Consider the following 24,496-nt stretch of genomic DNA (forward strand, 5'->3'; position numbering starts at 1 on the left):
GCAGGGTTTAGACTTTGTGGTACAGCTGGCTGCCTTCCTGGCGGAACCGCTCGGCCTGCTCACGCATGCCTTGCTCTACCGTCACGTCAACGGCCTCGATCTTGGCCGCGTACTCACGCACTTCCTGGGTGATTTTCATCGAGCAGAACTTCGGCCCGCACATCGAGCAGAAGTGCGCGACCTTGGCCGATTCCTTCGGCAGCGTCTCGTCGTGGTAGGCGCGGGCGGTGTCTGGGTCCAGGCCCAGGTTGAACTGGTCTTGCCAACGGAACTCGAAGCGCGCCTTGGACAGGGCGTTATCGCGGATCTGCGCGCCCGGGTGACCCTTGGCAAGGTCGGCGGCATGCGCGGCAATCTTGTAGGTGATAATGCCGGTTTTCACGTCATCCTTGTTCGGCAGGCCCAGGTGCTCCTTGGGCGTGACGTAGCAGAGCATGGCGCAACCGAACCAGCCGATCATCGCCGCGCCAATGCCCGAGGTGATGTGGTCGTAGCCTGGGGCGATATCGGTGGTCAGCGGGCCGAGGGTGTAGAACGGCGCCTCGTCGCAGCATTCCAGCTGCTTGTCCATGTTCTCCTTGATCAGTTGCATCGGCACGTGGCCTGGGCCTTCGATCATGCACTGTACATCGTGCTTCCAGGCAATCTTGGTCAACTCGCCGAGGGTTTCCAGCTCACCGAACTGCGCGGCATCGTTGGCGTCGGCAATCGAGCCCGGACGCAGGCCGTCGCCCAGCGAGAAGCTGACGTCGTAAGCCTTCATGATTTCGCAAATTTCGTCGAAGTGCGTGTACAGGAAGTTCTCTTTGTGATGCGCCAGGCACCACTTGGCCATGATCGAACCACCACGGCTGACAATACCGGTGACACGCTTGGCGGTCAGCGGCACATAGCGCAGCAACACACCGGCGTGGATAGTGAAGTAGTCCACGCCCTGCTCGGCCTGCTCGATCAGGGTGTCGCGGAACAGCTCCCAGGTCAGGTCCTCGGCCACGCCGTTGACCTTTTCCAGGGCTTGGTAAATCGGTACGGTACCAATCGGCACCGGCGAGTTGCGGATGATCCACTCGCGGGTTTCATGGATGTGCTTGCCAGTGGACAGGTCCATGACCGTGTCCGAACCCCAACGAATGCCCCAGGTCAGCTTGGCCACTTCTTCCTCGATCGAGGAGCCCAGGGCGCTGTTGCCGATGTTGCCGTTGATCTTCACCAAGAAGTTGCGGCCAATGATCATCGGCTCCACTTCCGGGTGGTTGATGTTGGCGGGGATGATCGCGCGGCCACGGGCGATTTCCTGGCGAACGAACTCGGGGGTGATTTCTTTCGGGATATTGGCCCCGAAGCTGTGGCCGGCGTGCTGCTGGTCCAGCAAGCCAGCTGCGCGGGCCTCTTGCAGCTTCATGTTTTCGCGGATGGCTACGTATTCCATCTCGGCGGTGATGATGCCTTGGCGGGCATAGTGCATCTGCGAGACGTTGGCGCCCGCCTTGGCACGGCGCGGGTTACGCACGTGGGCGAAACGCAGCTTGGCCAGTTCGGCATCGTTCAGCCGCTGCTGGCCGAAATCGGAGCTCAAGCCGCCCAGGCGCTCGGTGTCACCACGGGCGTCGATCCAGGCCGAACGCACATCGGCCAGGCCCTTGCGCACGTCGATGACCACGTTGGGGTCGGTGTACGGGCCGGAAGTGTCATAGACCAACACCGGTGCGTTGGTTTCGCCACCAAAATCGGTTGGGGTATCGTCCAGGCTGATTTCGCGCATAGGCACGCGGATGTCCGGGCGCGAGCCTTCGACATACACCTTGCGCGACCGCGGGAACGGTTGTACGGACTGCTGATCGACTTGTGCCGATTCGCTGAGGTTGATCGCTTTTTCTTGTTTGCTCATCACAGGCTCTCCAGACGGCTTCCTAGCAGGGGAATGTCGGGGTGAACCTGAAAGGCGCGGACGCCCCCCTTTGACGGGGGCAGTGCCGGATATGGGGGTGCCTGAAGCTGCATGCAGCTGCGACATTCCCGGACCTGGCACAAGAGGCTCCCCGGGAAGGCGAGCAATCTTGTTCCCTACGCAGGCGCTAACCTGATCAGGTTCAACGGGATCCGCAACTTTGCGATCTCAGCCTTTGCTTCAAGGCACCCCGACAAGAACATGCGCAGTCTAGACTGGAGTGGTCGGCAAAGCCAAGCGGGTAAATGCGCGGTTGATGAAAGGCACCCCGGGCGATTGTTGCCGGGTGCGCATGGCACTACACTGGCCCGTCGCTCGATACTCAACAGTTCAGTAATTAAATTTCGTACAAGGATTGCCTCTATGCTGCGCAAACTCTCACTGGCGATAGCCGTGTCTTGTGCGTCCAACGGAGTGGTCTGGGCAGCGGACGTGCCCTCTACAGTGAAGACCGACCTGGTCAGCGTTTACCAGGAGGCGGTCGACAACAACGCCGACCTGGCTGCCGCGCGCGCCGATTATGGCGCCCGCCGCGAAGTGGTGCCGCAGGCTCGCGCCGGGTTGCTGCCCAACCTGTCTGCCGGTGCCGAGATGCTGAACACCCGCACCAAACTGGACGAACCCTCGACCACCAGCAACCGCAGCGGCAATACCTGGAGCGCTACCCTGGCGCAGCCGATCTTCCGTGCTGACCGCTGGTTCCAGCTGCAAGCTGCCGAAGCCGTCAACGAACAGGCTGCACTGGAGCTGTCGGCGACTGAACAGAACCTGATCCTGCAAACCGCACAGAACTACTTCGCCGTGCTTCGCGCGCAGGACAACCTGGCCGCTACCAAGGCCGAGGAAGCGGCCTTCAAGCGCCAGCTGGACCAGTCCAACGAGCGATTCGACGTCGGCCTCTCCGACAAGACCGACGTGCTGCAATCCCAAGCCAGCTACGATACGGCACGGGCCAACCGAATCATTGCCGAACGCCAGGTGCAGGATGCCTTCGAGGCCCTGGTAACCCTGACCAACCGGGAATACCGGTCGATTCAAGGCGTGGTGCATACCCTGCCGGTGCAGGTGCCCACGCCCAACGACGCCAAGGCCTGGGTCGAAACCGCCGGGCGTCAGAACCTCAACCTGCTGGCTACCAACCACGCGGTCGTCGCTGCCGAAGAAACCCTGCGCCAGCGCAAGGCCGGCCATGCGCCGACCCTCGACGCAGTGGCCAAATACCAGAAGGGTGACAACGACAACTTCGGTTTCACCAACCCCGCACCGGCCCCGGTTTCACGCTATAGCGGCGATGTCGAGCAGACCAGCATCGGCCTGCAACTGAACATCCCGATCTACAGCGGCGGCCTGACCAGCTCGCAAGTGCGCGAGGCCTACCAACGCCTGAGCCAGAGCGAGCAGCAGCGCGAAAGCCTGCGCCGCCAGGTGGTGGAAAACACCCGCAACCTGCACCGCGCAGTGAATACCGACGTGGAACAGGTGCAGGCGCGCAAGCAGTCGATCATCTCCAACCAGAGCGCGCTGGAAGCCACCGAAATCGGCTACCAGGTGGGTACCCGCAACATCGTCGACGTGCTCGACGCGCAACGCCAGCTGTACACCTCGGTGCGCGACTACAACAACAGCCGCTATGACTACATCCTCGACAACCTGAGCCTGAAGCAGGCCGCCGGCACGTTGAGCCCGCAAGACCTGCAGGACCTCAAGCGCTACCTGAAACCGGACTACAACCCGGACAAGGACTTCCTGCCGCCGGACCTGGCCGCAGCCGCTGCCAAGAACTTCGAGCGTCGCCCTTGAAAGTACAGCAAGGCCAGGCGCGGTCGTCGTAGGCGCGGCCTTGTGTCGCGAAAGGGCCGCAAAGCGGCCCCAGCAATCTTCGCATCACTGCTGATACCCTGGGGCCGCTTTGCGGCCCTTTCGCGACACAAGGCCGCGCCTACAGGATCGCACCGCTAAATCAGCTGATCAGTTTGCCCAGGCCATCGAGCAACCGCTGCAACGCCCCCTGATTGGCCTGCATCACCGCCCTGCCCGCCTCGCCCATGCGCTGGGCATCCTGCGGCAACTCGACCAACCGCCGCACCGCCTCGGCCAGCCCGTCGGCATTGTCCACCTGCTGCAACGCCCCTGCCTCGCGCAGCAGTGCGCTGATTTCAAGGAAGTTGAACACATGCGGCCCCATCAACACCGGCAAGGCCAGCGCCGCCGGCTCCAGCGGGTTGTGCCCACCGGTCGCCACCAGGCTGCCACCAACGAAAGCAATGTCGGCCAAGGCATAAAGGAACAGCAACTCACCCATGGTATCGCCGACCAATACCTGCGTCTGGGCGTCCACCGGCGTGCCGGCAGAGCGGCGCACGCTGCGGAACTGTTCGCTGCACAGCGCATGCACCGCCGCAAACCGCTCGGGGTGGCGCGGCACCAGGATCAGCAGGGCATCACCATGCACCTGCAGCAATTGCCGATGCGCCTGCAGGATCAGCGCATCCTCCCCGTCGTGGGTACTTGCGGCGATCCACACCGGGCGCTGCCCGCCCCCCCACTGTTCACGCAATGCCCGGGCGCGTGGCAACAGTTGTTCGTCAACCTTCAGGTCGAACTTGATCGAACCGGTGACCTGCACGCACGCTGGCCGCGCGCCCAGGTCACGGAAGCGTTGGGCCTCGGTTTCGGTCTGCACGGCGATCAGGTTCATCTCGGCCAGCATTGGCCGGGTTAGCTTGGCAAAGCGCCCATAGCCACGGGCCGAGCGTGCGGACAAGCGCGCGTTGGCCAGGGCTACTGGAATACCGCGCTTGGCGCACTGGTGAATAAGGTTGGGCCACAGCTCGGTTTCCATGATGATGCCCAGCTTAGGCCGCACATGGTCGAGAAAACGCCCCGCCGCCCAAGGCAGATCGTAGGGCAGGTAGCAATGCTGCACTCGCGGTTCGTCGGCGAACATGGCGCGAATACGCTCGGAACCCGTGGGGGTCATGCAGGTAAGCGTGATCGGCAGCTCTGGGTAGGCCTTGAGCAGGGCACGCACCATGGGCGCCGCCGCGATGCTCTCGCCCACCGACACCGCATGCACCCATATGCCGCCTTGGCGCATGGCCGGCAGCTTGAAGGCAAAGCGCTCGCCGATACGTTGGCCATAGGCCGGTGCTTTGCGCGCGCGCAGGTACAGGCGCAGCGCAACCAGCGGCAGGCCCAGGTGAAACAGCAGGGTATAGAGAGTTCTGTTCATGGCCGCGGAGTTTAACCGATTGCGCGCAGGTGCACTGCAAAGCGCTCGGCCAGCCATTGCGCAGCCGGCCCCAATGGCTCGTCCCGGCGCCAGGCCAGCTCCACCACCAACGCCGGCGGGCGCCACTCGCTGGCCAGCTCGACCATGTGCGCCTGATAGGTAGGGTATTGCACCACGTGCCGCGGCAGCCAGGCCCAACCCAGGCCACGCATCAGCAGCTCGGCCATGGCGTAGAAGCTGTCGGCACGCCATACCTGCGGGCTGATTGCCTCGCCGCCGGGGTACCCACTCTGTTGCGGGGTAATCAGCAACTGCCGGTGGCGCGCCAGCTGCTGACGGGTGACGCTGCCTTCGCCAGCAAGCGGGTGGCCAACTGCGCACACGGTAACCATTTCCACACTGCCCAGGGCGCGTCGCTCCAGCGATGCCGGGATACTTTCGTGGTGGAAGAACAGGCCCAGGTCGGCGCGCCGCTCTACTAGCTTGCGTGCCACGTCGCCTTGGGCACCGCTGGCCAATTGCACTTCCAGAAACGGGTAGCGGCTGGCCAGCTCATCAAGGCTGTCGATAACTGGCTGATATGGCATGGCTTCGTCCTGGGCTACCCGCAGCAGCGCCTCCTGCCCGCGCATCAGCGCCAGTGCGCGGCCATCCAGGCGCTCGCACTGGCGCAGCAGTTCGCGGGCATCTTCCAGCAGTGCACTGCCATTTTCGGTCAGTTTGGGTTGCCGGCCACTGCTGCGCTCGAACAGCGTGACACCCAGGTCGGTTTCGAGCAGGGCGATGGCGTTGCTGATCGCCGACTGGGCCTTGCGCTGCTCGCGGGCCACGGCAGAAAACGAACGCAATTCGGCAACGCGCAAGAAGGTGCGCAGTTGTTCAAGGTTCCACTGCTCGGCCATCAGCCTATCTCCCATTGTGATAGGTAATGACTTTACCCCATCCAGGTTGAGTCTAGAATGCCGCCCAGTTATCAGAGGATCTTGCCATGAATGCCTACACCTACCTTGCCATTGCCATCTGCGCCGAAGTCATCGCCACCGCCTCGATGAAAGCGGTTAAAGGCCTGAGCACGCCTTTGCCGCTGCTGCTGATGGTGGTCGGCTATGGCATCGCGTTCTGGATGCTGACCTTGGTGGTGCGCAGCATTCCGGTAGGGATTGCCTATGCCATCTGGTCGGGGCTGGGGATTGTACTGATCAGCGTGGCGGCGCTGGTGATCTACGGGCAGAAGCTGGATGTACCGGCGATGCTGGGGATGGCCTTGATCGTCGGTGGGGTGGTGGTGATTCAGCTGTTTTCCAAGACGGCTGGGCATTGAGGTTTGCCTTGGGCCTGGCAGGAGGTTGGGTCAGGGCGGCCAGGTGCTTGTCTTGGTTTTTTTAGAGCCTGTGAGATCGAGCGCCGCCCGCGCGGCGCTTCGCGGGACAAGCCCGCTCCCACATCTGTTTCGGGCCAGTCACTCCTGTGAGGTCACCTCTGTCCGCCTTGTTTGTTCCATTCGATATCGAAGGTTGCTCTGCTGTTTTTCACCCATCTTCAGCCATGCGCCAAGGCTGCAACCCACCTGGCACAGGAGTAATTGGCCCGAAACAGATGTGGGAGCGGGCTTGTCCCGCGAAGCGCCGCGCGGGCGGCGCTCGATCTCACAGGCGCAAAAAGCCTCAAGGCAGGCCCCTGTCAGCCCTCACACGATCCCCCTTGTGCCCGACCCTGTATACTTGCCAGCTGTCCCAGTCTTCGAGGTACCGCCATGCCATCTGCCATTTCCACTGACGTACTGATCGTCGGCGCCGGGGTCGCAGGCCTCTGGCTCAATGCACGCCTACGCCGCCTGGGCTATTCGACAGTGTTGGTGGAGCGCGCCAGCCTGGGTGGCGAGCAGACTATCAAGTCCCAAGGCATCATCCACGGCGGTACCAAGTACGCCCTGCACGGCGCCCTCACCGGTGCCTCGGAAGCCATCGCCGACATGCCGCGCCGCTGGCGTGAAGCCGTGAAGGGCAGCGGTGAGTTGGACCTGGGCCGCACCTGCCTGTTGTCCGATGCCCACTACCTGTGGTCACCAGGCACCCTGGCCGGCAACCTCACCAGCTTCTTCGCCAGCAAGGCCGTGCGCGGCCGGGTCGACCAGGTGAAGGGCGAACAACTGCCGCCTGCACTGCAAGACCGCGCCTTCAAGGGCAAGGTCTATCGCCTGGCCGAATTGGTCATCGACGTACCTAGCCTGCTGGCCAACCTGGCCGAACTGGCCGGTGACAGCCTGTTGGCCGGTGAGCGCATCGAGCCGCTGCGCGAGGGTGACGACTTGGTCGGCCTGCGGGTCGACGACCGCGATATCCGCGCCCAGCGCGTAGTACTTAGCGCCGGTGCCGGCACCGAAGACCTGCTACATGCCCTGGGCCTGAACCAGCCAGCCATGCAAACACGCCCGCTGCACATGGTCATGGCCAAAGGCGCCAACCTGAAACCGCTTTACGCCCACTGCCTGGGCGGTGGGCCCAAGCCACGGGTGACGATCACCACCCACCCAGCTGCCGATGGCCAGTGGGTCTGGTACCTGGGCGGCGACCTGGCCGAAGCCGACGGTGTGGCCCGCGAGCCGGCCGCGCAAATCGCAGCGGCACAAAAGGAAATCGCCAGCCTGCTGCCCTGGGTCGACCAGAGCCAAGTGCGCTGGGCCACCCTGCGGGTCGACCGCGCGGAACCCGCGCAATCAGGCCTGGTACGCCCGGACAACGCCTTCCTCGCCGACCAGCAACGGCTGCTGGTGGGCTGGCCGACCAAGCTGGCCCTGGCGCCGGACTTCAGTGACCGGGTCATCGCCTATCTGGAACGCGACGGCATCCGCCCACAGGCCCAAGCCGACCTGGCCGGCCTGCCACGCCCGCCGCTGGGCGTACCGGCCTGGGAGCAACTGCTGCCATGAGCCTGCCAACCCTGCACGGCCTGCACCGCCCCTTGGGCAGCACCGGCTTGAAGGTTTCACCGCTGGGCCTGGGCACGGTCAAGCTTGGCCGCGACCAGGGCGTGAAGTACCCCACCGGCTTCACCATCCCTGGCGATGACGAAGCCCGCCTGCTGCTGGCCCAGGCCCGCGAGCTGGGTATCAACCTGATCGACACCGCCCCGGCCTACGGCCGCAGCGAAGAACGCCTGGGCCCGCTGCTGCGCGGCCAACGTGATGAATGGGTGATCGTCAGCAAGGTTGGCGAAGAGTTCGACAACGGCCAGTCGCACTTCGATTTCAGCGCGGCTCATACCCGTCGCTCGGTAGAGCGCAGCCTGCAGCGCCTGGAAACCGACCGCATCGAACTGGTGCTGGTGCATTCCGATGGCAACGACCTGGCAATCCTCGAACAGCAGGAGGTCTACCAAACCCTCGCCGAGCTCAAGCAGGAGGGCAAGATCCTCGGCTTTGGCCTGTCCGGCAAAACCGTCGCCGGCGGCCTGAAGGCGCTGGAGCAAGGCGACTGCGCCATGGTCACCTACAACCTCAACGAGCAGGCAGAACGCCCGGTGCTGGACTACGCTGCCGAACACGGCAAGGCCATCCTGGTGAAAAAGGCCCTGGCCAGCGGGCATATCTGCCTGGCCCCGGGTGTAGACCCGGTGCACGCCAGCTTCGCGCTGCTGTTCGCCCACCCGGGGGTCAGCAGTGCTATCGTCGGCACCATCAATCCGTTGCACCTGGCCCACAACGTGGCCACCGTTGCCCGTATCCTGGGCCAGCACTGAGTCATCCCCTTCCCTGGGGCCTGGAGACTGACCCGACGCAAGGAGGAGCCTCGTGGCGCGAACGCTGATCCGCAAGAACCCGAGCAACTTCAAGACACTGCCGCTGCATGTCGAGGCCACGCCCGAAGGGCTGATCTACCAAAGCATTGGCATGCCGCTGAACTTTACCCAGACCCAACAGCGGCGCAAGGCCATCCAGCTACCCGACGCACAGCGCTTCGTGGTCGAACTGGCCAACCTGGGTGTGTCGGTGCGACTGACCCTGCATTGGCAGAACCGTGATTACTGGGTGCTGGTACGCCAGCGTCGGCAAGACCGTGGCGATGTGGTGCTGAAACTGATTTCCGGCTATGTGCCGGCGCAGGAGCTGAACCTGCCGTTGCACACCGCGGTGCAGGAAGTGGCCGAGGAATGCCTGCTGGAAACCCCAGAAGGCTGGCTGGGCGGGCGCTTCAACGACACCTGGCTGCCGATCCCCTACGCAGCCGCCCTGCACTACCGCGAAACGCCGCACTTCCTACTGGCCCCGGAGTCCGGTGCTGCCCGCCCCGTGCACTGCGGCAAGCTGATGTTGCTGGAGCGGCCACGGGCCTATGTGCACTTACCCACCGCCTCACTGCAGCTGATCTATGACATGCGTCTGCAAGTACCCCGGGACGCCAAGAAGCTCAGCCTGTTCCACGTTGATGAGCGGCTTGAAGGTGGGCAACTGGTGGCTCGACTCAACCGCAAGCGGCCAGACCTGTACCTGATGCCGCTGAAGGATGGCCAGCCATTGGCTGAGCTGTATACGTTGAAAAAGGACGAGCTGGTGCCGGCGAGCACACGCGGGCTGTACCTGGCCGAGAGTTTTGCCCGGCAGGAGGGTTGGGTTGTGAAGGAAGAGCGGGTGCGCTGGAAGGACTGGGTGAAACAGCAGGGGTTGGTGGAGACCAAGCCGATGCGAGCGTCGCACTTGCAACGGTTTGGCGACAAGGCGCGGGCGCTGCTGGAGCGGGCCCGGACCTCACTGCACAAATAGCATTCAGAGGTTTGCACCGAACTTGTAGGAGCGGGTTCACCCACGAACACCGACGCAGCCGGTGCCATCCACTGCGTCGCCTGCTTCGCGGGTGAACCCGCTCCTGGGGCCGCCGCAACGGCCCTAGGGGTTCGATCAGTTCTTGCGAATCTTCTCGACAATTGCCGTGGTCGAACTGTTCTCGACCAGCCCCAGCACCTTCACGGTACCGCCGTAGGCCTTGACGATATCGGCGCCCACCACCTGATCGATGCCGTAGTCGCCGCCCTTGACCAGCACGTCCGGCTTGACCTGGCTCAGCAGGTTTTCCGGCGTGCCCTCAGGGAAGCTGATCACCCAGTCCACCGCCCCCAAACCAGCCAACACGGCCATGCGCCGGTCGACGCTGTTGATCGGCCGACCCGGCCCCTTCAGGCGGCTGACCGAGGCATCGTCGTTGACCGCGACGATCAGCCGATCACCCTGGGCCCGCGCCTGCTCCAGGTAGGTGACATGCCCGGCATGCAGGATGTCGAAACAGCCGTTGGTGAAGACAATCTTCTCTTTGTGCGCCCGCGCATCATCGATGGCCAGCAGCAATTGCTCCAGGCCCAGCACACCGCGCTCGGAGCCTTCCTCACGCTGAATCGCCCGGCGCAGCTCGGGGGCGCTGATCGCAGCGGTACCCAGCTTGCCAACCACGATGCCCGCCGCCAAGTTGGCCAGCGCCACCGCGTGGGGCAGGTCCTCGCCGGCAGCGATGGCCGCCGCCAGGGTGGAAATGACGGTATCGCCAGCACCGGTCACATCGAACACTTCACGGGCCCGTGCTGGCAAGTGCAGCGCAGGCTGGCCAACACGCAGTAAGGTCATGCCATGCTCACCACGGGTCACCAGCAAAGCGCCCAGATCCAGGTCCTGCAGTAGCTGCAAGCCCTTGGCGACCAGCTCGGCCTCATCGGCGCAACGGCCAACGATGGTTTCGAACTCGCTGAGGTTGGGGGTGATCAGGCTCGCCCCGCGGTAGATGGAAAAGTCCTTGCCCTTGGGGTCGGCCAGCACCGGAATACCCTTGGCCCGCGCCGCCTGGATAAGGCATTGGTGGTTTTTCAGTGCGCCCTTGCCATAGTCGGACAGGACCAGCACCTTGACGCCCTCGAGCAGGCTGTCGACCTCGGCACCCAGCGACAGCGGGTCGGTGGCGAATGGCTCTTCGAAATCGATGCGCAGCAACTGCTGGTGACGGCTCATGACCCGCAGCTTGACGATGGTCGGCTGGTGCGCGATGCGCTGGAACACCGAACGCACACCTGCCGCCTGCAGGCTGTTGGCCAGGCTATCGGCGGCTTCGTCCTGGCCTGTAACGCCGATCAGCGAAGCCGGTGCGCCCAGGGCGGCGATGTTCAAGGCAACGTTGGCCGCGCCGCCGGGGCGATCCTCGATCTGATCGACCTTGACCACCGGCACTGGCGCTTCAGGCGAGATACGCGAGGTACCGCCATGCCAGTAGCGGTCGAGCATGACATCGCCGACCACCAGTACCGGGGCTTGATCGAAACGCGGCATGGACAACTTCATGGGCAACCCATATGAAAATAATGAACAGGGGCAGGATATTAGCACAGGGTAGACGACGGCTTTACGGCCAGATCACCCCAGGAAAATTCCCGTGACAATCGGGGCCGTAACGGCCCCGATCAAAGAGGGTTCAGGTGATATCGGCCTTGGCCGGTTCATCCAGGCCCATGGCATGCAGGCGGGCATAATGGCCATTGGCCGCGAGCAGTTCGGCGTGGGTGCCGCGTTCCACCAGACGGCCCTGGTCCATGACCAGGATCTGGTCGGCCTTCTCGATGGTCGACAGGCGGTGGGCGATGACCAGCGTGGTACGGCCCTCCATCACATGATCCAGGGCCGCTTGGATATGCCGCTCGGACTCAGTGTCCAGTGCCGAGGTGGCTTCATCGAGGATCAGCAGCGGTGCGTTTTTCAACAACGCACGGGCAATCGCCAGGCGCTGGCGCTGGCCGCCGGAGAGCAGCACACCGTTTTCACCCACCTCGGTATCGAAGCCCTTGGGCAGACGGTCGACGAACTCCTTGGCGTAGGCATCGGCAGCCGCCGCCTCGATGTCAGCGCGTGGGGCACCGGCCAGGTCGCCATAAGCGATGTTGTTGGCCACGGTGTCGTTGAACAGGGTGACATGCTGGGTCACCTGCGAGACGTGGCGGCGCAGGTTGCGCAGGCGGTAGTTTTCGATTTCCACGCCATCGAGCAGGATCTGCCCCTGATCATGGTGATAGAAGCGCGGGATCAGCGCCGCCAGGGTCGACTTGCCGCTGCCGGAGCGGCCGACCAGGGCAATCATCTGCCCAGGCTCTGCGGTAAAGCTGATGTCGCTCAGCACTTCGCGCTCGGTACCGGGGTAGGTGAAACTCAGGTTGCGCACTTCCAGGCGCCCTTCCACGCGGTCCTTTTCAATGGTGCCGGTGTCCACTTCAGGCTCTTCATCCAACTGCTCGAAGATGCTCTCGGCGCCTGCCAGGCCCTTCTGGATCGTCGAGCTGACTTCCGACAACTGCCGAATCGGCTTGGGTAGCAGGCCGGCGGCGGTGATATAGGCCACCAGGTCACCAGCGGTCGACTCCCCGCGCAGGAACAGCACCAGGAACATCAATGCGGCCATGGCGGTATAGATCACCAACTGCAGCATCGGGGTGTAAAGCGAGCCGGTCTTGGTCATGTGCAGCTGTTTGTCGGTGTTGCTCTGGCTGGCCTTGCCGAAACGCTGCTGCTCGTAGGCCTCGCCACCGAAACTGCGCACCACCCGGTAGCCTTGGATGGTTTCCGAGGCGACGTGGGTAACGTCGCCCATGGCTACCTGGATCTTCTTGCTCTGCTTGCGGAATTTCTTGCTGGCGACGCTGACCATTACTGCGATCACCGGCAAGATGGCGACCATCACCAAGGTTAGGTGCCAGTTCATCCACAGCAAGTAGGCGAACAGGAACACCACCGTCAGGCCTTCGCGGATAACCACCTTGATTGCATCGGTGGCGGCCCCGGTGACCATGGTCACGTTGAAGGTGATGCGCGAAATCAGGTGCCCGGAGTTGTGGTTGTCGAAGTAGCGATTGGGCAGTACCAGCAGTTTGTTGAACAGTTCCACGCGCAGGTCGTGCACCAGGCATAGAGAAACCTTGGCCAAGAAATAGTTGCCGAGGAACGAACCCAAACCCTGCCATGCAGCGATCAGGATGATCAGCAGCGGCACCGCCTGCAGCAGTTGCAGGTCGCGCAGGTAGGGGACATTAGGGAACAACACCGCTTCGGGGTTGCTCAGCCCATCGACGAAATACTTGAGGATCCCAGCCAGCATCGGCTGGGTCGAGGCGAAAATCACGAAACCGATGATGCTCAGCAGGAAAATGCCGACATAGGGTTTCACATAGCTCAGCAGCCGGAAGTAGATCTTCAGGCTGGAGGTGTGTTCCGCCGATCGCGGTGTTTCGGCCATTATCGAGCTCGCTGTTAGGTTGAACCGGAAATTTTACCACAGGCGTCATTTTCGGCACGCCCCCATGGCAGCATCATGGCCAGGCCTACCGGCAGCCAGCTGATGAACCACTCGGCACGCGGCGTGGCCGTGAGGCTGGCGGCATCGAACTGCATGGCCAGGGTCGAGTACACCCACAAACCGAGCAGTATCTTGCCAAACCGTGTACTGCGCGCACGCACGATTTCACCCAAGGTGTACAGCCATACGGCCACCCACAACATCATCCCCGGCAACCCCAGTTCCAGGGCGACGTGGGTAAACATGTTGTGAGAGTGCTCGAACTGCAAGCCGGCTGCCGGCACCACGTAGGCCGAGCCCATTCCCAGCCCCAGCCAGGGGTGCTCGCCGATCATGCCGAGGACCGTGCCGAAAATTTCCGGGCGGAAAGATGAACCGCGCTGCGCGATGACGTCGTACATCCCGTAAACCGCCAGGCTGGTGGCAACAGCCGCCAACAGTGCAAACAGCTGGCTATGCCGGTCACGGAACCACAGCGGCGCAAGCACCACCGTGAACACCAGCGCCAGCACCGCGCCACGGCTCTGGCTGAGCACAACGAACGCGCCCAGGCAGGCCAGCAGCAGCAACCAGCCCAGCTGCAAGGGGCGCCGGGCCGGCAGGTCGTACAGCAGCAGCAGGGCGGCAGCACCGATCACATACGCCCCCAGGATGGGGTGCGAAATTTCACCGATACCCGCCAGGCGAGCCAGCAGGGGCTGCCCCTGCACCCCGTAGAACAACACGATGGACACTAGCGCGGCCACCCCGAGTAGGCCGCTCCCCACCTGCAACAAGCACCGAGCGCGGGCCAGGCCCATTTGCGCCAGCAACGGAAACGCCATCAGGAATACCAGGATGTAGAGCAGGCGCTTGACTTCGCGCCCTGGCGCTTCGCTGCTCGACCACGTCAGGCTAAGCACACTCCAGCCCAGCAACAACAGCACACTCAACCACAACGCGGGTTGACGCCGCCAGGCCTGGGCCATTACTTGCCGGGCCGACCACAGCAGCACCAGCGTTGGCAACCACAAGAACAGCACCAACCCTTGCTGGTAGAGCTTGTTGCTGGGTGCCAAAGCGACCGCGGCCAGGAACCAGACCAGCCCCACACTTAACCAGGCCTGTGCCCAGCTTTTTTGATAGAACATCCTTTCCCCCGATGAATCAACACCACCATCCATGGTGCTACATCATTATTTTCGGCATTATTGCCGGTCATTTTGCTCGCCAGACGACAAGGCCCTATTCATGCAATGCTCCCGGCTCACCCAGGTCGACTTCGATCAGCTGACACTCGGCGCACAGGTGCTAGAGGCGGATAGCCATGGCGCCAAAGTCTACCTGCTCAAGGACGGTAATTTCCTTAAGGTTTTCCGTAGGAAGCGGTTGATTTCATCTGCACTGTTGCGCCCATATTCACAGCGCTTTGTCGACAACGCCGCGCGCCTGGCACAACTAGGCATCCCCACCCTCGAGGTGATTAGCCAGCACAAGCTCGACCTGCCAGGCCGCACCGCCGTGCTGTATCGCCCCCTGCCAGGGCGCACCCTGCTGCAGATGTCGCGCGATGCCGGTTTTAGCTGGGACACCTACCTGCCGCAGCTGATCGAGCTGATCCGCCAGTTGCACCGCCGCGGCGTGTACTTCCGCTCGTTGCACCTGGGTAATGTGGTGGTCACCCCCGACCAGCGCCTTGGCCTGATCGACGTGGCCGACATGCGTTTTCTGCGCCCGCCGCTATCGGCGCGCATGATTCGTCGTAATGTGCAGCACATGGTGCGCTATATCGAGCGGGAGAACTTGGGCGACCGGTTCCCCCTCGCCGCCTTCGAGGCAGCCCTGCTGGCGCGTTGAGCGTCAGCTGCGCAACAAGCTTTGCGAGCCGTTGCGAAACGCCAGCCAGGCCTGCTCCGGTGCCAGTGCCTGGCGTTGCCGGGCGGCCACTGCTTCGGCGCCAATCGCCGTGCAGCGCTCGATGGCCTCGGCCCAGGCACGCTCATCGGCAACGGGCAGGTAACAACCCGTGTCCTGCAACTGCTCGCGGAACACCTCCAGGTCGCTGCACACCACCGGCACATCGGCCATCACCGCTTCCTGTAGCACCAGCCCCAGGCCTTCGGAGCGCGAAGGCACCAGCAGCCAATCGAACGCCCGGTACAACTGCTGCAGGTCGTCACGGTGGCCAATCAGGTGAACACGCCCGTCTAGGCCCAACGCGCCGATACGTTGCTGCAGCATTGTATGCAGGGGGCCTTCGCCAATGATTGCCAATTGCAGGCCCGGTTGCCGCGCAGAGGCCTTGGCAAACGCCTCGATCAGCATCTCGAAACCTTTGCTTTCCACCAACCGCCCTACCGCGCCTAGCATCACCCCGTTTACTTGTGGCAACTGCAGGGCCTGCCTGGCCGCTTCCCGGCTCAACAATGGCTTGGCGAAGGCCAGCGGGTCCAGCGCCATGCGCAAGGTCTGCACCGGCCTGCCCAAGTCATGCTCAAGCGACGCGGCGAGCGTCTGCGAAACAGCGGCAATGCTTAGCCGCTCGGCGGGGAAATTGCGCAACAAGCGGATATCACTGGCACTCAAGCGCGTCTTGCCGTGGAACAGCACCTTGGCGCGAACCTGCGGCAGTTGCTGCAACAACGGCAATACCAAGCGCGCAACGCCGACACCGTCGAGCAGCACAACCTCAGCTTGAGCTTCGTTCAGTGCCTTGCGCAAGCGCATGCGCAACCACGGGCGCAACAGCCGCCAGAAGTGTCGCCCTTTCAGGGCACGTGAAGGCATGTGCCACTCGCGGGTCGAACCGAGCCCACAACAAAGCCCGCTGCCTAGCAGCAACCAGTTACTGATCCGAGCATCGGTGCCTGCCTGCGACAACACCTGTCGATGCACCTTGTGGATGGACATGTACGGCGTTCCACCCGCCCACATCATATTGACGATGTTCATGGGCCCTCTCCCGCGCATGTCAGGTGGGACAGCGACTTCATTGAACAAAAATGGTGATTCCCATGCCGATCAGGGCACCCGCCACCAGCGTCAATGCCAGCTTCAAACGATCACGTTGACGACGTTTGACCTTGCGCTTCACTTCAATGGGCAAGGTCACGTGATTACCAAAACCGGTGTGCAATACTGCATCACCCTCCAGGGTGACCGCTGTCAGATTTAACTCAGCGTAACGGCGGGAAAGCGCTTTTTCTCCAGCATAGGCGGCAAATGGCGCACAGCGCTGATAATCGCTCAAACGACGCAGGCCGGGGTTGAGCGAAAACGCCTGCCACTCGGCTTTTTCGGAAAGCAACGGGTAACAAGGCACACCGGCGATCACCTGGCGATCACCGAGATGGATGTACGGGCTGTGGATGGCCAGGTCGTGGGCATGGCTGCGCAGCCACACCTGCAACAGGTGGGGGCTGACGTCCAGAATAGCCCGGGAGTCCTCGATGAAGCCCTGGCGATAGAAATGCCAGTCGTCCTCGCAATGGAAAATGTACGGCGTCTTGACGTGGCTGTAGGCCAGGTCGATAGACGGCAACTGGCCGAGCTTCGGCCGGTTGACGAACACCTTGCAATGCGGCTTCCAGTGCTCTGGCACAGCGGCATGCACGGCATCATCCCCGGAGTCTTCGGTGATGAACACTTCGCGAATGGGCGCGGTGTTGTAGCGATCGAAACTCTCAAGGGTGTCTTTGAGCAGATCGAACCGCCCACAACTGGTCACGACGAGCGTGACGTCACTCTCATTTGAAAAGCGCACCGGACTCCCTCCGCCTTGCGACTATCGACTTTCAGCGCCCGCTGCGCAGGCGCAAAAGTTCTTCTGTTATATGCCCAGCTTCAGGCGCAGGCGCTGCCACGCAGACAGCGGCGGATGGGGCCTGAGGGCCGGGCGCATGTGGTCGACGATGCTACGTCCAACTGCGCCGAAACTGAAACGGGAAACCGCCAGATGGCGGCCGTTTTCTGCAATCTGCCGGGCCAGTTCGGGGTTTGCCCGCAAACGGCCGAGTTTTTCCTGAAGGGTCGGGATGTTGTCATAGAACACCACGTTGTGCATGTCCTGCAGGCCCAGCGCGCGGTTTTCTTCCTCGCCCTGGTCGTATGCCAGCAGCACACAACCACAGGCCATGGCTTCGAAGTTCTTGATCATGTATTCGCCCATGCCGACGTCGGCACTGACGAAGAAGCGGATACGGTTGAGCGTGTTGCAGTAGTCTTCACCCGATTTGGTACGGGTCACCACCAGATTCTCGACCCGGCCCAACTCGTCCAGCAGCGCCTTGCGGCCGCTGTAGGCCACGCTGTTGGTGCTGCCGACGAACGCCAGCTCGATGTCACGCTCGCGCCCCTGGTCACTCAGCAACTGCTCGTCGTAGCCCTTGGGCACGAATACAGCGTCGAAACCTTCCTGGCGCAGGCGTTCGCTGACCATGTAGCCGGAACTGATCACCCGCGCCCAGGGCAGCTTGCGGTAGTGGGCACTGAACTTGCCGGTGTACTTGCACGGGATGTAGTTCTGGTAGGCGTCATGTTCGAGGATGACCAGGTTCGGCACGCTGCGGATGAACGCCACCTGACGAATCTCCTGCTTGAAGCGCAGGAAAAACACGATGCGGTCATAGCGCTCGACTTGCACCTCGCGCTTGAAATAGCGGCGCAGGTTGCGCTGGTCTTCGCTGCTCAGCCAGCGCAGGTCGCACTCGCAGTTGGCCGCGACGCCGTCGTACAGGCGGTCGAGAATCGCCCGCTGCTCCTTCTGTACCAGAAATAGGACTTTCATTGCTTTCCCTTGGGCGCTCTGCGCCATCGCGGTCAGGTTTACAGCTCGCGCCGCCAGAACAGCTCGTGCCGGCGCACCGCCTTGCGGAAGAACTCGTTCTCCCCGTAAGGCGACGGCCGTCGCCCGGCCAGCCAGCGTTGCAGCAACCGGCGCAGGCGGCGCTTGAACGGCGCTGGCGGCTGCAGGTCATGCATCATGCCCAAGGCCATGGCCTTGTCACGCTGGGTGGGCAGGTCCAGCACCAGGCTGCACGGGGCCCACGCCTGCGCGGCGCTCAGCTGCGGCGGCAAGGCCACACCATCACCACTGTCGCCCATCGGCCAGCGGTCGTTATCGTGCAGGTGGTTGGCGTAGCACAGCAGGGTTTGCGGCTGCCAAGCCAGGCCTTGCAGGGCTTCCAGTACTGCCGCCTGGGCGCAGATGTGGTCGGGGTGCGGATCCAGCTGCGGGTGCGGCATCACCAGCACCTCTGGCCTGGCCATTTGCAGCAGGGCACGCAGGTCAGCCAGCAGGTTTTGCCAGGTGGGGGCGCCATCCTGATCGGCTGGCAGCGGGAACGGGTTGAACTGGCGGAACGGGCGGATATCGGCCATGTCGGCTTCGCGAGACACCGCTGGCTGCCCGGGTGCCGCCTGCATGGTGGGCAACTGCAGGCAGAAGTAGCCCAGCTGCACGCAGCGCGCTTCGGGCACACCGGCCCAACGGGGTACAGCGATGCTGTCCCAGGCGCGCAGGCGGCCTTTCAGGCGTGCCGCCTCGGCCTTGCCCAGGCCCATCTGTTGATAATGTTCTGCCTCGATTTCACCAGCGGTCAGGGTGACCACCCAGGTTTCGTCGGCCTGGCTGTACAAGCCATAAGCCGCCAGCTCGGCATCATCGGCGTGTGGTGCGATGACCATCACCCGCCGGCGTTGCAGCTCGACGCTCGGGGTTATCCACAGGCGCGGCTCGCCCAGCAGCCGGCAGTGGCGCCCACACAGGCGCAGTGTGCCAGCCTGTAGCGGCGCAGCCAGCCCGGTAAGGTTGAGGAAACGCACCCCGGCAACGCCGCGCTCGAAGGTTTGCCGGTCATGCTGATCGGCGCCTTGCAGCTCGACCCGTGGATCAAGGAAACGCCCCAACCAGCCGCTCTGCAGCCGCACTTCGAGGATCAGGGTTTCATCACCCTGCAAGGCAGCATCGGCCTTGAGCAGCCCACCACTCAGGGTGACAGGCGCCTGCTGGGTCTGTTCGCCGAAGCGATAGGCATAATCTTCACCTGGCGCGTAGAACAGGTGATCGGCAAACCAAGCCTCATGCGCTGCCCAAAGCAGCGGCAGCAACAACAGCGGCAGCCACCACCAGGCAAACACCCCCAGGGCGACCAGCGCCACCAGGCCGGCAAGCAGGCCCAGGCGCTTGTTGCGCCGGTGGCGCTTGAGCAACTGCTGCTTGCGGCTCACGCCTGGAACACCGGCACAGGGTTGCACCAACGGTCCTTGTACTCACGGTCGGCACGGCCGAACGAGAAGCGCAGGGGCTTGTTGCGGGCCCGGGCATCCTCCCAGGCAGCCTGGGTATTGAGGAAGCTCAACACGCTACCAGGGCTGAACGCTTTGGTTTCCGGGTCGACGCCGCCATTGATGTACTCCACGCTGATCCACTCCGGCGCTTCGACGCGGTACACCAGCTGGATCGCAATGGGCTTGCCGTCCAGCAGCAGCACCGAACCGATCAACAGCTCACGCAGGCGCTCCAGCACATCGGCCATGCGCTCGGCCCCCGTGGCTGGGAAGCCCCAGCGGCGCTGGAACAGGTCGCAGTACATGCGGGCGATTTCCTGCGCGCTGAAGTCGCTGATCGGGCGCACCACACCGCCCGCCTCTTCCAGCAAGCGCAGCTCTCGGCGCTGGTTGTAGCGGAACTTCTTCGACAGGTCTTCGGGTGCCCGAGCCATGGCCAACTGTTCCTTCTGCACCTTGAGGCCGCTAAAGCGCCCCTGGTTCAGTTCGGACAGGTAGCGCACGGTATGACGCAACGGCGCGGCAGCATCGGCCGCCGCCGGCAGGATGATCTCGGCATTGCCCAAGTCGAACAAGGCTTTCTTGCCGGCACGCTTGAGCACGTCCTTGGACAGCGCCAGGTGGCGCCCCCAGGTCGGGATGGCGGCCTTCAGCTCGCCGGCCTGATACCAGCCCAGGTAACGCACTGGGATCTGCGCCAACTCTGCCAGTTGCTCGACCACCAGCGGATGGGTGGCGACACTGCCGCCAAAACGGGCCCACGCCGCCGCATAGGCCTTGGCGTCGATAACCTGCCAACCGCGCTCGCGGAAGGCCTGAATACGGTTGAGCATCAAGCCTTCCCCACCAGCGCACGCACCTGCGGCAGCAGCCAGAAGGCCTCGCGCACCGCCTGGTCGGAGAAGCGCTCACCCAGGCGTTGCAGCATATGTTCGGCACAGGCCTGGCGCTGCTGCGCGTCCAGCATCGCCATGTGCTTCAGGCCCTGTGCCAGTTGCCCGGCATCACCCAGCGGGAACAGCACACCCACGCCCTCGACCACCTCGCGAGCACCGCCACAGGCCGTAGCCAGCACCGGCACACCGGCAACCATGGCTTCGAGCAGGACCATGCCGAACGGTTCATGATCGGAACTCAGGGCAAACACGTCGAACGCCTGGAAGTAATGGCGCGCATCTGGCACCTGGCCCAGGAAGTCCACGTGCCCGGCAATGCCCAGCTCAGCGGCCAGGGCCTTGAGTTTGGCTTCCAGGCGGCCCTTGCCGAGGATTGCCAGGCGGGCACCGGCCGGCAGCCCCGGCAGCGCTTCGGCAAAACCGCGTAACAGGGTGGCCTGGTCCTTGTCTGGGTGCAGGCGCCCGACGTTACCGACAATCCAAGCCTGGGCATCCAGGCCCAGGGCCTGGCGGGCTTCGGCGCGTGGCACCAGGGCGGCTTGCAGGGCGTCGATATCGATGCGGTTGTACAGGGTCTGGATACGTTCGACCGGCCACTGCGGCAGGCAGCGGCGCATGTCATCACGCACCGCATCCGACACGCCCAGCAAGCTCAGCCGTTTGCTGAACAGGTTGGCGAACAACCGGCGGCCTTTGCGCGCGTAGTCACCAAAGGCATGGTGCACGCCAATCACCGGCAGGCCGGTACCCAGCAGCGCCACGTAGATCGGCTTGAAGCGATGGGCAATGCAGAAGGCGAAATTGCGCTCGGCCGCAACCCGCCGCAATGCTCGAATTGCGCCGAGCTTCAGGCCACGTACGGCCTTGGAGCTGAACTCCAGGAACAGCACCTCGTCCGACGCGCAACCGGCCGCGACCTGCGGGTCGGCGGCGCCGGTGAGGAACACTGTGGTGACCTGATAGCCACGCCCCTGAAACAGGCTGGCGTACTGACGGGCACAGTCCAGGAACGGCCCGTCATAGCCATGGCAGAACTGCAGGATGCGCGGTTCAGAGCGGCTGGTCATACAGGGCCGCGCCGTCCTTCACAACCAGAATGTCTTCCATGATCAGGTACTGAAGGTCCGAGCCGAAGAACATGTTCAGGGCGTCGGTCGGCGAGCAGATCATCGGTTCACCACGGCGGTTCAGCGAGGTGTTCAGCGACACGCCGTTGCCGGTCAGGTCTTCCAGCGCCTTCATCATGTCGTAGTAGCGCGGGTTGTACTCACGCTTGAGCACCTGAGCGCGCGAAGTGCCGTCCTCGTGGACCACTTCCGGCACGCGGGTTTTCCACTCTTCAGCCACTTCGAAGGTGAAGGTCATGAACGGCGCTGGGTGGTCGACCTTGATCATCTGCGGGGCCACGGTGTCGAGCATCGACGGGCAGAAAGGTCTCCAGCGTTCGCGGAACTTGATCTGCTCGTTGATGCGGTTGGCCACGCCCGGCACGCTCGGGCAACCGATGATCGAACGGCCACCGAGGGCACGTGGGCCGAATTCCATGCGGCCCTGGAACCAGGCCACTGGGTTGCCATCAACCATGATTTTGGCGATGCGCTGCGGCATGTCGTCCAGCTTGCGCCACTTCGGCGCGTTCGGGTGACGGGCGCAGGCAGCGATCACGTCTTCGTTGGAGTACGACGGGCCGAGGTAGACGTGCTCCATCTTCTCGACCGGCACGCCACGGGCGTGGGAAACATAGGCAGCGGCGCCGACAGCAGTACCGGCGTCGCCAGAAGCCGGCTGCACGAACAGCTCTTTCAGGTCAGGGCGGGCGATGATCTTCTGGTTGAGCTTGACGTTCAGCGCGCAGCCGCCGGCGAAGGCCAGCTTGCCGGTTTCACGCAGGGTGTCGCCCAGATAATGGTCGATCATCTGCAGGGCGATTTTCTCGAACAGCGCCTGCATGCTGGCCGCGTAATGGATATACGGCTCGTCGGCGATGTCGCCTTCGCGCTTCGGGCCCAGCCATTCGATCAGCTTCGGCGAGAAGTAGAAGCCCTTGCCCTTCTCTTTATGGCGGCGCAGGCCGATGACGTTGGCGTATTCGGTGTTGATCACCAATTCGCCATTTTCAAAGCTGGCCAGGCGCGAGAAGTCATATTTGCTGGCGTCGCCATACGGCGCCATACCCATGACCTTGAATTCGCCGTCGAGCATCTCGAAGCCGAGGAACTCGGTGATTGCGCCGTACAGGCCGCCCAACGAGTCCGGGTCGAAGAATTCCTTGATCTTGTGGATCTTGCCGTTTTCGCCGTAGCCAAAGAAGGTGGTGGCGTATTCGCCTTTACCGTCAATGCCAAGGATTGCGGTTTTTTCCTTGAAGCCCGAGCAGTGGTAAGCGCTGGAAGCGTGGGCCAGGTGGTGCTCGACCGGCTCGATCTTGACCTTTTTCGGGTCGAAGCCCAGTTGCTCCAGGCACCAGACGATCTTCTTGCGGTAGCGCTTGTAGCGACGGTTGCCCATCAGGATGGCGTCGAGGGCGCGGTCCGGGGCGTACCAGTAGCGCTTGGCATAGTGCCAGCGCGCCTTGCCGAACAGGCTGATCGGGGCGAACGGGATGGCTACCACGTCGACGTCGGCGGGCTTGATGCCAGCCTGCTCCAGGCAGAACTTCGCCGACTCGTAGGGCATGCGGTTCTTCGCATGCTTGTCACGCACGAAGCGCTCTTCTTCGGCGGCGGCAATCAGCTTGCCGTCAATGTACAGGGCCGCGGAAGGGTCATGGCTAAGGGCGCCGGACAGGCCAAGAATCGTCAATGCCAAGGGATTAGCCTCTTCATTCGGTAGAAATGCGCCAGCGGCCTGTTGGGCGGGTGGCGGCTAAAGGGCGGGATTATAACGCAAACCTGTAGAAGCGGGTTTACCCGCGAATCAGCCAAATCGGGCAACTATGCCGCCTGATCCGGAGCATTCGCGGGCAAGCCCGCTCCTACAAAGGTTTGCAGTGCCTGCTTACTCGGCGATCAGCCAGTCCATGCGGTAGCTGCCGGCGGTCTGCGCCAGCTCTTTGGCCAGCCATGGCAGCAGCTCCTTGAGCTCTTCCTCCAGCCCCCACGGCGGGTTGGCGATGGCCAGGCCGGAGCCATTGAGACCCTGCGGGCTGTCCTGATGGTGCACGTACAGCTCGACCCGCAACAGCTTCGGCGCGCCGGTGCTGGTCAGGTCCTGATAGAAGCGGGTCAGCGAGCGCTGGTCCTTGATCGGGTACCAGATAGCCGCCACCGTCTGGCGCATACGGCTGATCGCCTCTTTCATGGCAGTGGTGCAACGCTTGAGCTCATCGGCCTGCTCGAACGGCGGGTCGATCAGCATGATCGCGCGTTTTTCCTGCACCGGCAGCAAGGCCCGCGGCACATGCCAACCTTCGCCCAGGTGCACGGTCACGCGAGGGTCTTTTTTCATGTTCTCTTTGAGCAGCGGCCCATCTTCGGGGTGCTTCTCGTTGAGCAGAGCGCGGTCCTGTTGGCGCATCAAACGGCGCGCCAGCTCGGGCGAACCGGGGTAGTAGCGCAGCTCGCCATCGGCGTTCAGGCGCTTGATGATGCGCAGGTAGTCGTCAGCCATGGCCGGCAGGTCATTGCGGTTCCACAGACGGGCGACACCTTCGAGGTATTCACCGGTGCGGGTTGCCTGGTCGCCCTGCAGGTCGTACAGGCCGAGCCCTGCGTGGGTATCGATGTAGGCAAACGGCTGCTCCTTGCGCGACATCAGGGCGATGAGGCGGGTCAGCACGATGTGTTTGAGAACGTCGGCGTGGTTGCCGGCGTGGAAGGCGTGACGATAGTTCATGGCA

20 protein-coding genes and 1 riboswitch are annotated in these 24,496 nt (G+C 63.2%); of the genes, 6 read left to right on the plus strand and 14 right to left on the minus strand.

Annotated elements, in window-relative coordinates; all coding sequences use genetic code 11:
• Window positions 1–7: 7 nt before the first annotated feature.
• Entirely contained in the window at window positions 8–1,888 is a 1,881-nt protein-coding gene (thiC, locus tag DV532_RS22655; RefSeq protein ID WP_056794651.1) for a phosphomethylpyrimidine synthase ThiC, read from the minus strand.
• A 156-nt stretch (window positions 1,889–2,044) separates the two neighbouring features.
• Window positions 2,045–2,151: riboswitch (TPP riboswitch) on the minus strand.
• Window positions 2,152–2,311: 160 nt separating this feature from the next.
• Here thiC and DV532_RS22660 point away from each other — a divergent pair.
• Window positions 2,312–3,748 (plus strand): TolC family outer membrane protein, encoded by a 1,437-nt coding sequence (locus tag DV532_RS22660; protein ID WP_056794649.1) that lies wholly within the window; start codon window positions 2,312–2,314, stop codon window positions 3,746–3,748.
• 160 nt (window positions 3,749–3,908) lie between these two features.
• Here the strand turns inward: DV532_RS22660 and waaA are convergent, their stop codons facing one another.
• Both waaA and DV532_RS22670 read right to left on the minus strand, forming a co-directional pair.
• Window positions 3,909–5,180, minus strand: coding sequence for a lipid IV(A) 3-deoxy-D-manno-octulosonic acid transferase (gene waaA, locus DV532_RS22665; protein ID WP_056794646.1), 1,272 nt, complete (start codon window positions 5,178–5,180; stop codon window positions 3,909–3,911).
• Between the two features lie 11 nt (window positions 5,181–5,191).
• Window positions 5,192–6,082, minus strand: coding sequence for a LysR family transcriptional regulator (locus tag DV532_RS22670; RefSeq protein WP_056794644.1), 891 nt, complete (start codon window positions 6,080–6,082; stop codon window positions 5,192–5,194).
• 86 nt (window positions 6,083–6,168) lie between these two features.
• Here DV532_RS22670 and DV532_RS22675 point away from each other — a divergent pair, with 86 nt between their 5' ends.
• From DV532_RS22675 to DV532_RS22690, 4 genes are all read left to right on the plus strand, one after another.
• Entirely contained in the window at window positions 6,169–6,501 is a 333-nt protein-coding gene (locus tag DV532_RS22675) for a multidrug efflux SMR transporter (protein WP_056794642.1), read from the plus strand.
• Window positions 6,502–6,933: 432 nt separating this feature from the next.
• Window positions 6,934–8,109 carry an FAD-binding oxidoreductase gene (locus DV532_RS22680; protein WP_056794641.1) on the plus strand — a complete coding sequence of 392 codons (1,176 nt, stop codon included), beginning with the start codon at window positions 6,934–6,936 and terminating at the stop codon, window positions 8,107–8,109.
• A complete protein-coding gene (locus tag DV532_RS22685) occupies window positions 8,106–8,918 on the plus strand; it encodes an aldo/keto reductase (RefSeq protein WP_056794639.1) in 813 nt (270 codons plus the stop codon). Before DV532_RS22680 ends, DV532_RS22685 begins: the two co-directional genes overlap by 4 nt.
• A gap of 52 nt (window positions 8,919–8,970) precedes the next feature.
• Window positions 8,971–9,939 carry a hypothetical protein gene (locus tag DV532_RS22690; RefSeq protein WP_056794637.1) on the plus strand — a complete coding sequence of 323 codons (969 nt, stop codon included), beginning with the start codon at window positions 8,971–8,973 and terminating at the stop codon, window positions 9,937–9,939.
• Window positions 9,940–10,074: 135 nt separating this feature from the next.
• Here DV532_RS22690 and hldE read toward each other — a convergent pair whose 3' ends face one another.
• From hldE to DV532_RS22705, 3 genes are all read right to left on the minus strand, one after another.
• Window positions 10,075–11,496, minus strand: coding sequence for a bifunctional D-glycero-beta-D-manno-heptose-7-phosphate kinase/D-glycero-beta-D-manno-heptose 1-phosphate adenylyltransferase HldE (gene hldE / locus DV532_RS22695; protein WP_056794635.1), 1,422 nt, complete (start codon window positions 11,494–11,496; stop codon window positions 10,075–10,077).
• Between the two features lie 130 nt (window positions 11,497–11,626).
• Window positions 11,627–13,435: a lipid A export permease/ATP-binding protein MsbA gene (gene msbA, locus DV532_RS22700; RefSeq protein WP_056794634.1), complete on the minus strand. Its 1,809-nt coding sequence runs from the start codon at window positions 13,433–13,435 to the stop codon at window positions 11,627–11,629.
• Between the two features lie 14 nt (window positions 13,436–13,449).
• Entirely contained in the window at window positions 13,450–14,625 is a 1,176-nt protein-coding gene (locus DV532_RS22705) for an O-antigen ligase (protein ID WP_056794632.1), read from the minus strand.
• A gap of 100 nt (window positions 14,626–14,725) precedes the next feature.
• On the opposite strand from DV532_RS22705, the gene DV532_RS22710 reads away from it, so the two are divergent.
• A complete protein-coding gene (locus DV532_RS22710) occupies window positions 14,726–15,331 on the plus strand; it encodes a toluene tolerance protein (RefSeq protein WP_056794630.1) in 606 nt (201 codons plus the stop codon).
• A 3-nt stretch (window positions 15,332–15,334) separates the two neighbouring features.
• Here the strand turns inward: DV532_RS22710 and DV532_RS22715 are convergent, their stop codons facing one another.
• The 8 genes from DV532_RS22715 to DV532_RS22750 form a co-directional block, all read right to left on the minus strand.
• A complete protein-coding gene (locus DV532_RS22715; RefSeq protein ID WP_056794628.1) occupies window positions 15,335–16,426 on the minus strand; it encodes a glycosyltransferase in 1,092 nt (363 codons plus the stop codon).
• A 37-nt stretch (window positions 16,427–16,463) separates the two neighbouring features.
• On the minus strand, window positions 16,464–17,237 hold the full coding sequence (locus DV532_RS22720; RefSeq protein ID WP_056794627.1) for a glycosyltransferase family 2 protein: 774 nt from the start codon (window positions 17,235–17,237) through the stop codon (window positions 16,464–16,466).
• Between the two features lie 66 nt (window positions 17,238–17,303).
• Entirely contained in the window at window positions 17,304–18,260 is a 957-nt protein-coding gene (locus tag DV532_RS22725) for a glycosyltransferase (RefSeq protein WP_056794625.1), read from the minus strand.
• A 38-nt stretch (window positions 18,261–18,298) separates the two neighbouring features.
• Window positions 18,299–19,702, minus strand: a complete 1,404-nt coding sequence (locus DV532_RS22730) for a PIG-L deacetylase family protein (protein WP_056794623.1) — start codon at window positions 19,700–19,702, stop codon at window positions 18,299–18,301.
• Window positions 19,699–20,595 (minus strand): antimicrobial resistance protein Mig-14, encoded by an 897-nt coding sequence (locus DV532_RS22735; protein ID WP_056794621.1) that lies wholly within the window; start codon window positions 20,593–20,595, stop codon window positions 19,699–19,701. Before DV532_RS22735 ends, DV532_RS22730 begins: the two co-directional genes overlap by 4 nt.
• Window positions 20,595–21,725, minus strand: coding sequence for a glycosyltransferase (locus DV532_RS22740; protein WP_056794619.1), 1,131 nt, complete (start codon window positions 21,723–21,725; stop codon window positions 20,595–20,597). The genes DV532_RS22735 and DV532_RS22740 overlap by 1 nt, the downstream gene beginning before the upstream one ends.
• Window positions 21,709–23,466, minus strand: a complete 1,758-nt coding sequence (locus DV532_RS22745; protein WP_056794617.1) for a carbamoyltransferase — start codon at window positions 23,464–23,466, stop codon at window positions 21,709–21,711. Before DV532_RS22745 ends, DV532_RS22740 begins: the two co-directional genes overlap by 17 nt.
• Window positions 23,467–23,655: 189 nt before the next feature.
• Entirely contained in the window at window positions 23,656–24,492 is an 837-nt protein-coding gene (locus DV532_RS22750; protein WP_056794615.1) for a 23S rRNA (adenine(2030)-N(6))-methyltransferase RlmJ, read from the minus strand.
• Window positions 24,493–24,496: the final 4 nt, after the last annotated feature.

This window comes from Pseudomonas sp. Leaf58, from assembly GCF_003627215.1.
Taxonomy (GTDB): domain Bacteria; phylum Pseudomonadota; class Gammaproteobacteria; order Pseudomonadales; family Pseudomonadaceae; genus Aquipseudomonas.

Excerpts from the sequence above, each read along its gene's own strand:
- thiC (WP_056794651.1), bottom strand. The coding sequence starts at position 1,888 with ATGAGCAAACAAGAAAAAGCGATCAACCTCAGCGAATCGGCACAAGTC.
- DV532_RS22660 (WP_056794649.1), top strand. The coding sequence starts at position 2,312 with ATGCTGCGCAAACTCTCACTGGCGATAGCCGTGTCTTGTGCGTCCAAC.
- waaA (WP_056794646.1), bottom strand. The coding sequence starts at position 5,180 with ATGAACAGAACTCTCTATACCCTGCTGTTTCACCTGGGCCTGCCGCTG.
- DV532_RS22670 (WP_056794644.1), bottom strand. The coding sequence starts at position 6,082 with ATGGCCGAGCAGTGGAACCTTGAACAACTGCGCACCTTCTTGCGCGTT.
- DV532_RS22675 (WP_056794642.1), top strand. The coding sequence starts at position 6,169 with ATGAATGCCTACACCTACCTTGCCATTGCCATCTGCGCCGAAGTCATC.
- DV532_RS22680 (WP_056794641.1), top strand. The coding sequence starts at position 6,934 with ATGCCATCTGCCATTTCCACTGACGTACTGATCGTCGGCGCCGGGGTC.
- DV532_RS22685 (WP_056794639.1), top strand. The coding sequence starts at position 8,106 with ATGAGCCTGCCAACCCTGCACGGCCTGCACCGCCCCTTGGGCAGCACC.
- hldE (WP_056794635.1), bottom strand. The coding sequence starts at position 11,496 with ATGAAGTTGTCCATGCCGCGTTTCGATCAAGCCCCGGTACTGGTGGTC.
- msbA (WP_056794634.1), bottom strand. The coding sequence starts at position 13,435 with ATGGCCGAAACACCGCGATCGGCGGAACACACCTCCAGCCTGAAGATC.
- DV532_RS22705 (WP_056794632.1), bottom strand. The coding sequence starts at position 14,625 with ATGTTCTATCAAAAAAGCTGGGCACAGGCCTGGTTAAGTGTGGGGCTG.
- DV532_RS22710 (WP_056794630.1), top strand. The coding sequence starts at position 14,726 with ATGCAATGCTCCCGGCTCACCCAGGTCGACTTCGATCAGCTGACACTC.
- DV532_RS22715 (WP_056794628.1), bottom strand. The coding sequence starts at position 16,426 with ATGAACATCGTCAATATGATGTGGGCGGGTGGAACGCCGTACATGTCC.
- DV532_RS22725 (WP_056794625.1), bottom strand. The coding sequence starts at position 18,260 with ATGAAAGTCCTATTTCTGGTACAGAAGGAGCAGCGGGCGATTCTCGAC.
- DV532_RS22735 (WP_056794621.1), bottom strand. The coding sequence starts at position 20,595 with ATGCTCAACCGTATTCAGGCCTTCCGCGAGCGCGGTTGGCAGGTTATC.
- DV532_RS22740 (WP_056794619.1), bottom strand. The coding sequence starts at position 21,725 with ATGACCAGCCGCTCTGAACCGCGCATCCTGCAGTTCTGCCATGGCTAT.
- DV532_RS22750 (WP_056794615.1), bottom strand. The coding sequence starts at position 24,492 with ATGAACTATCGTCACGCCTTCCACGCCGGCAACCACGCCGACGTTCTC.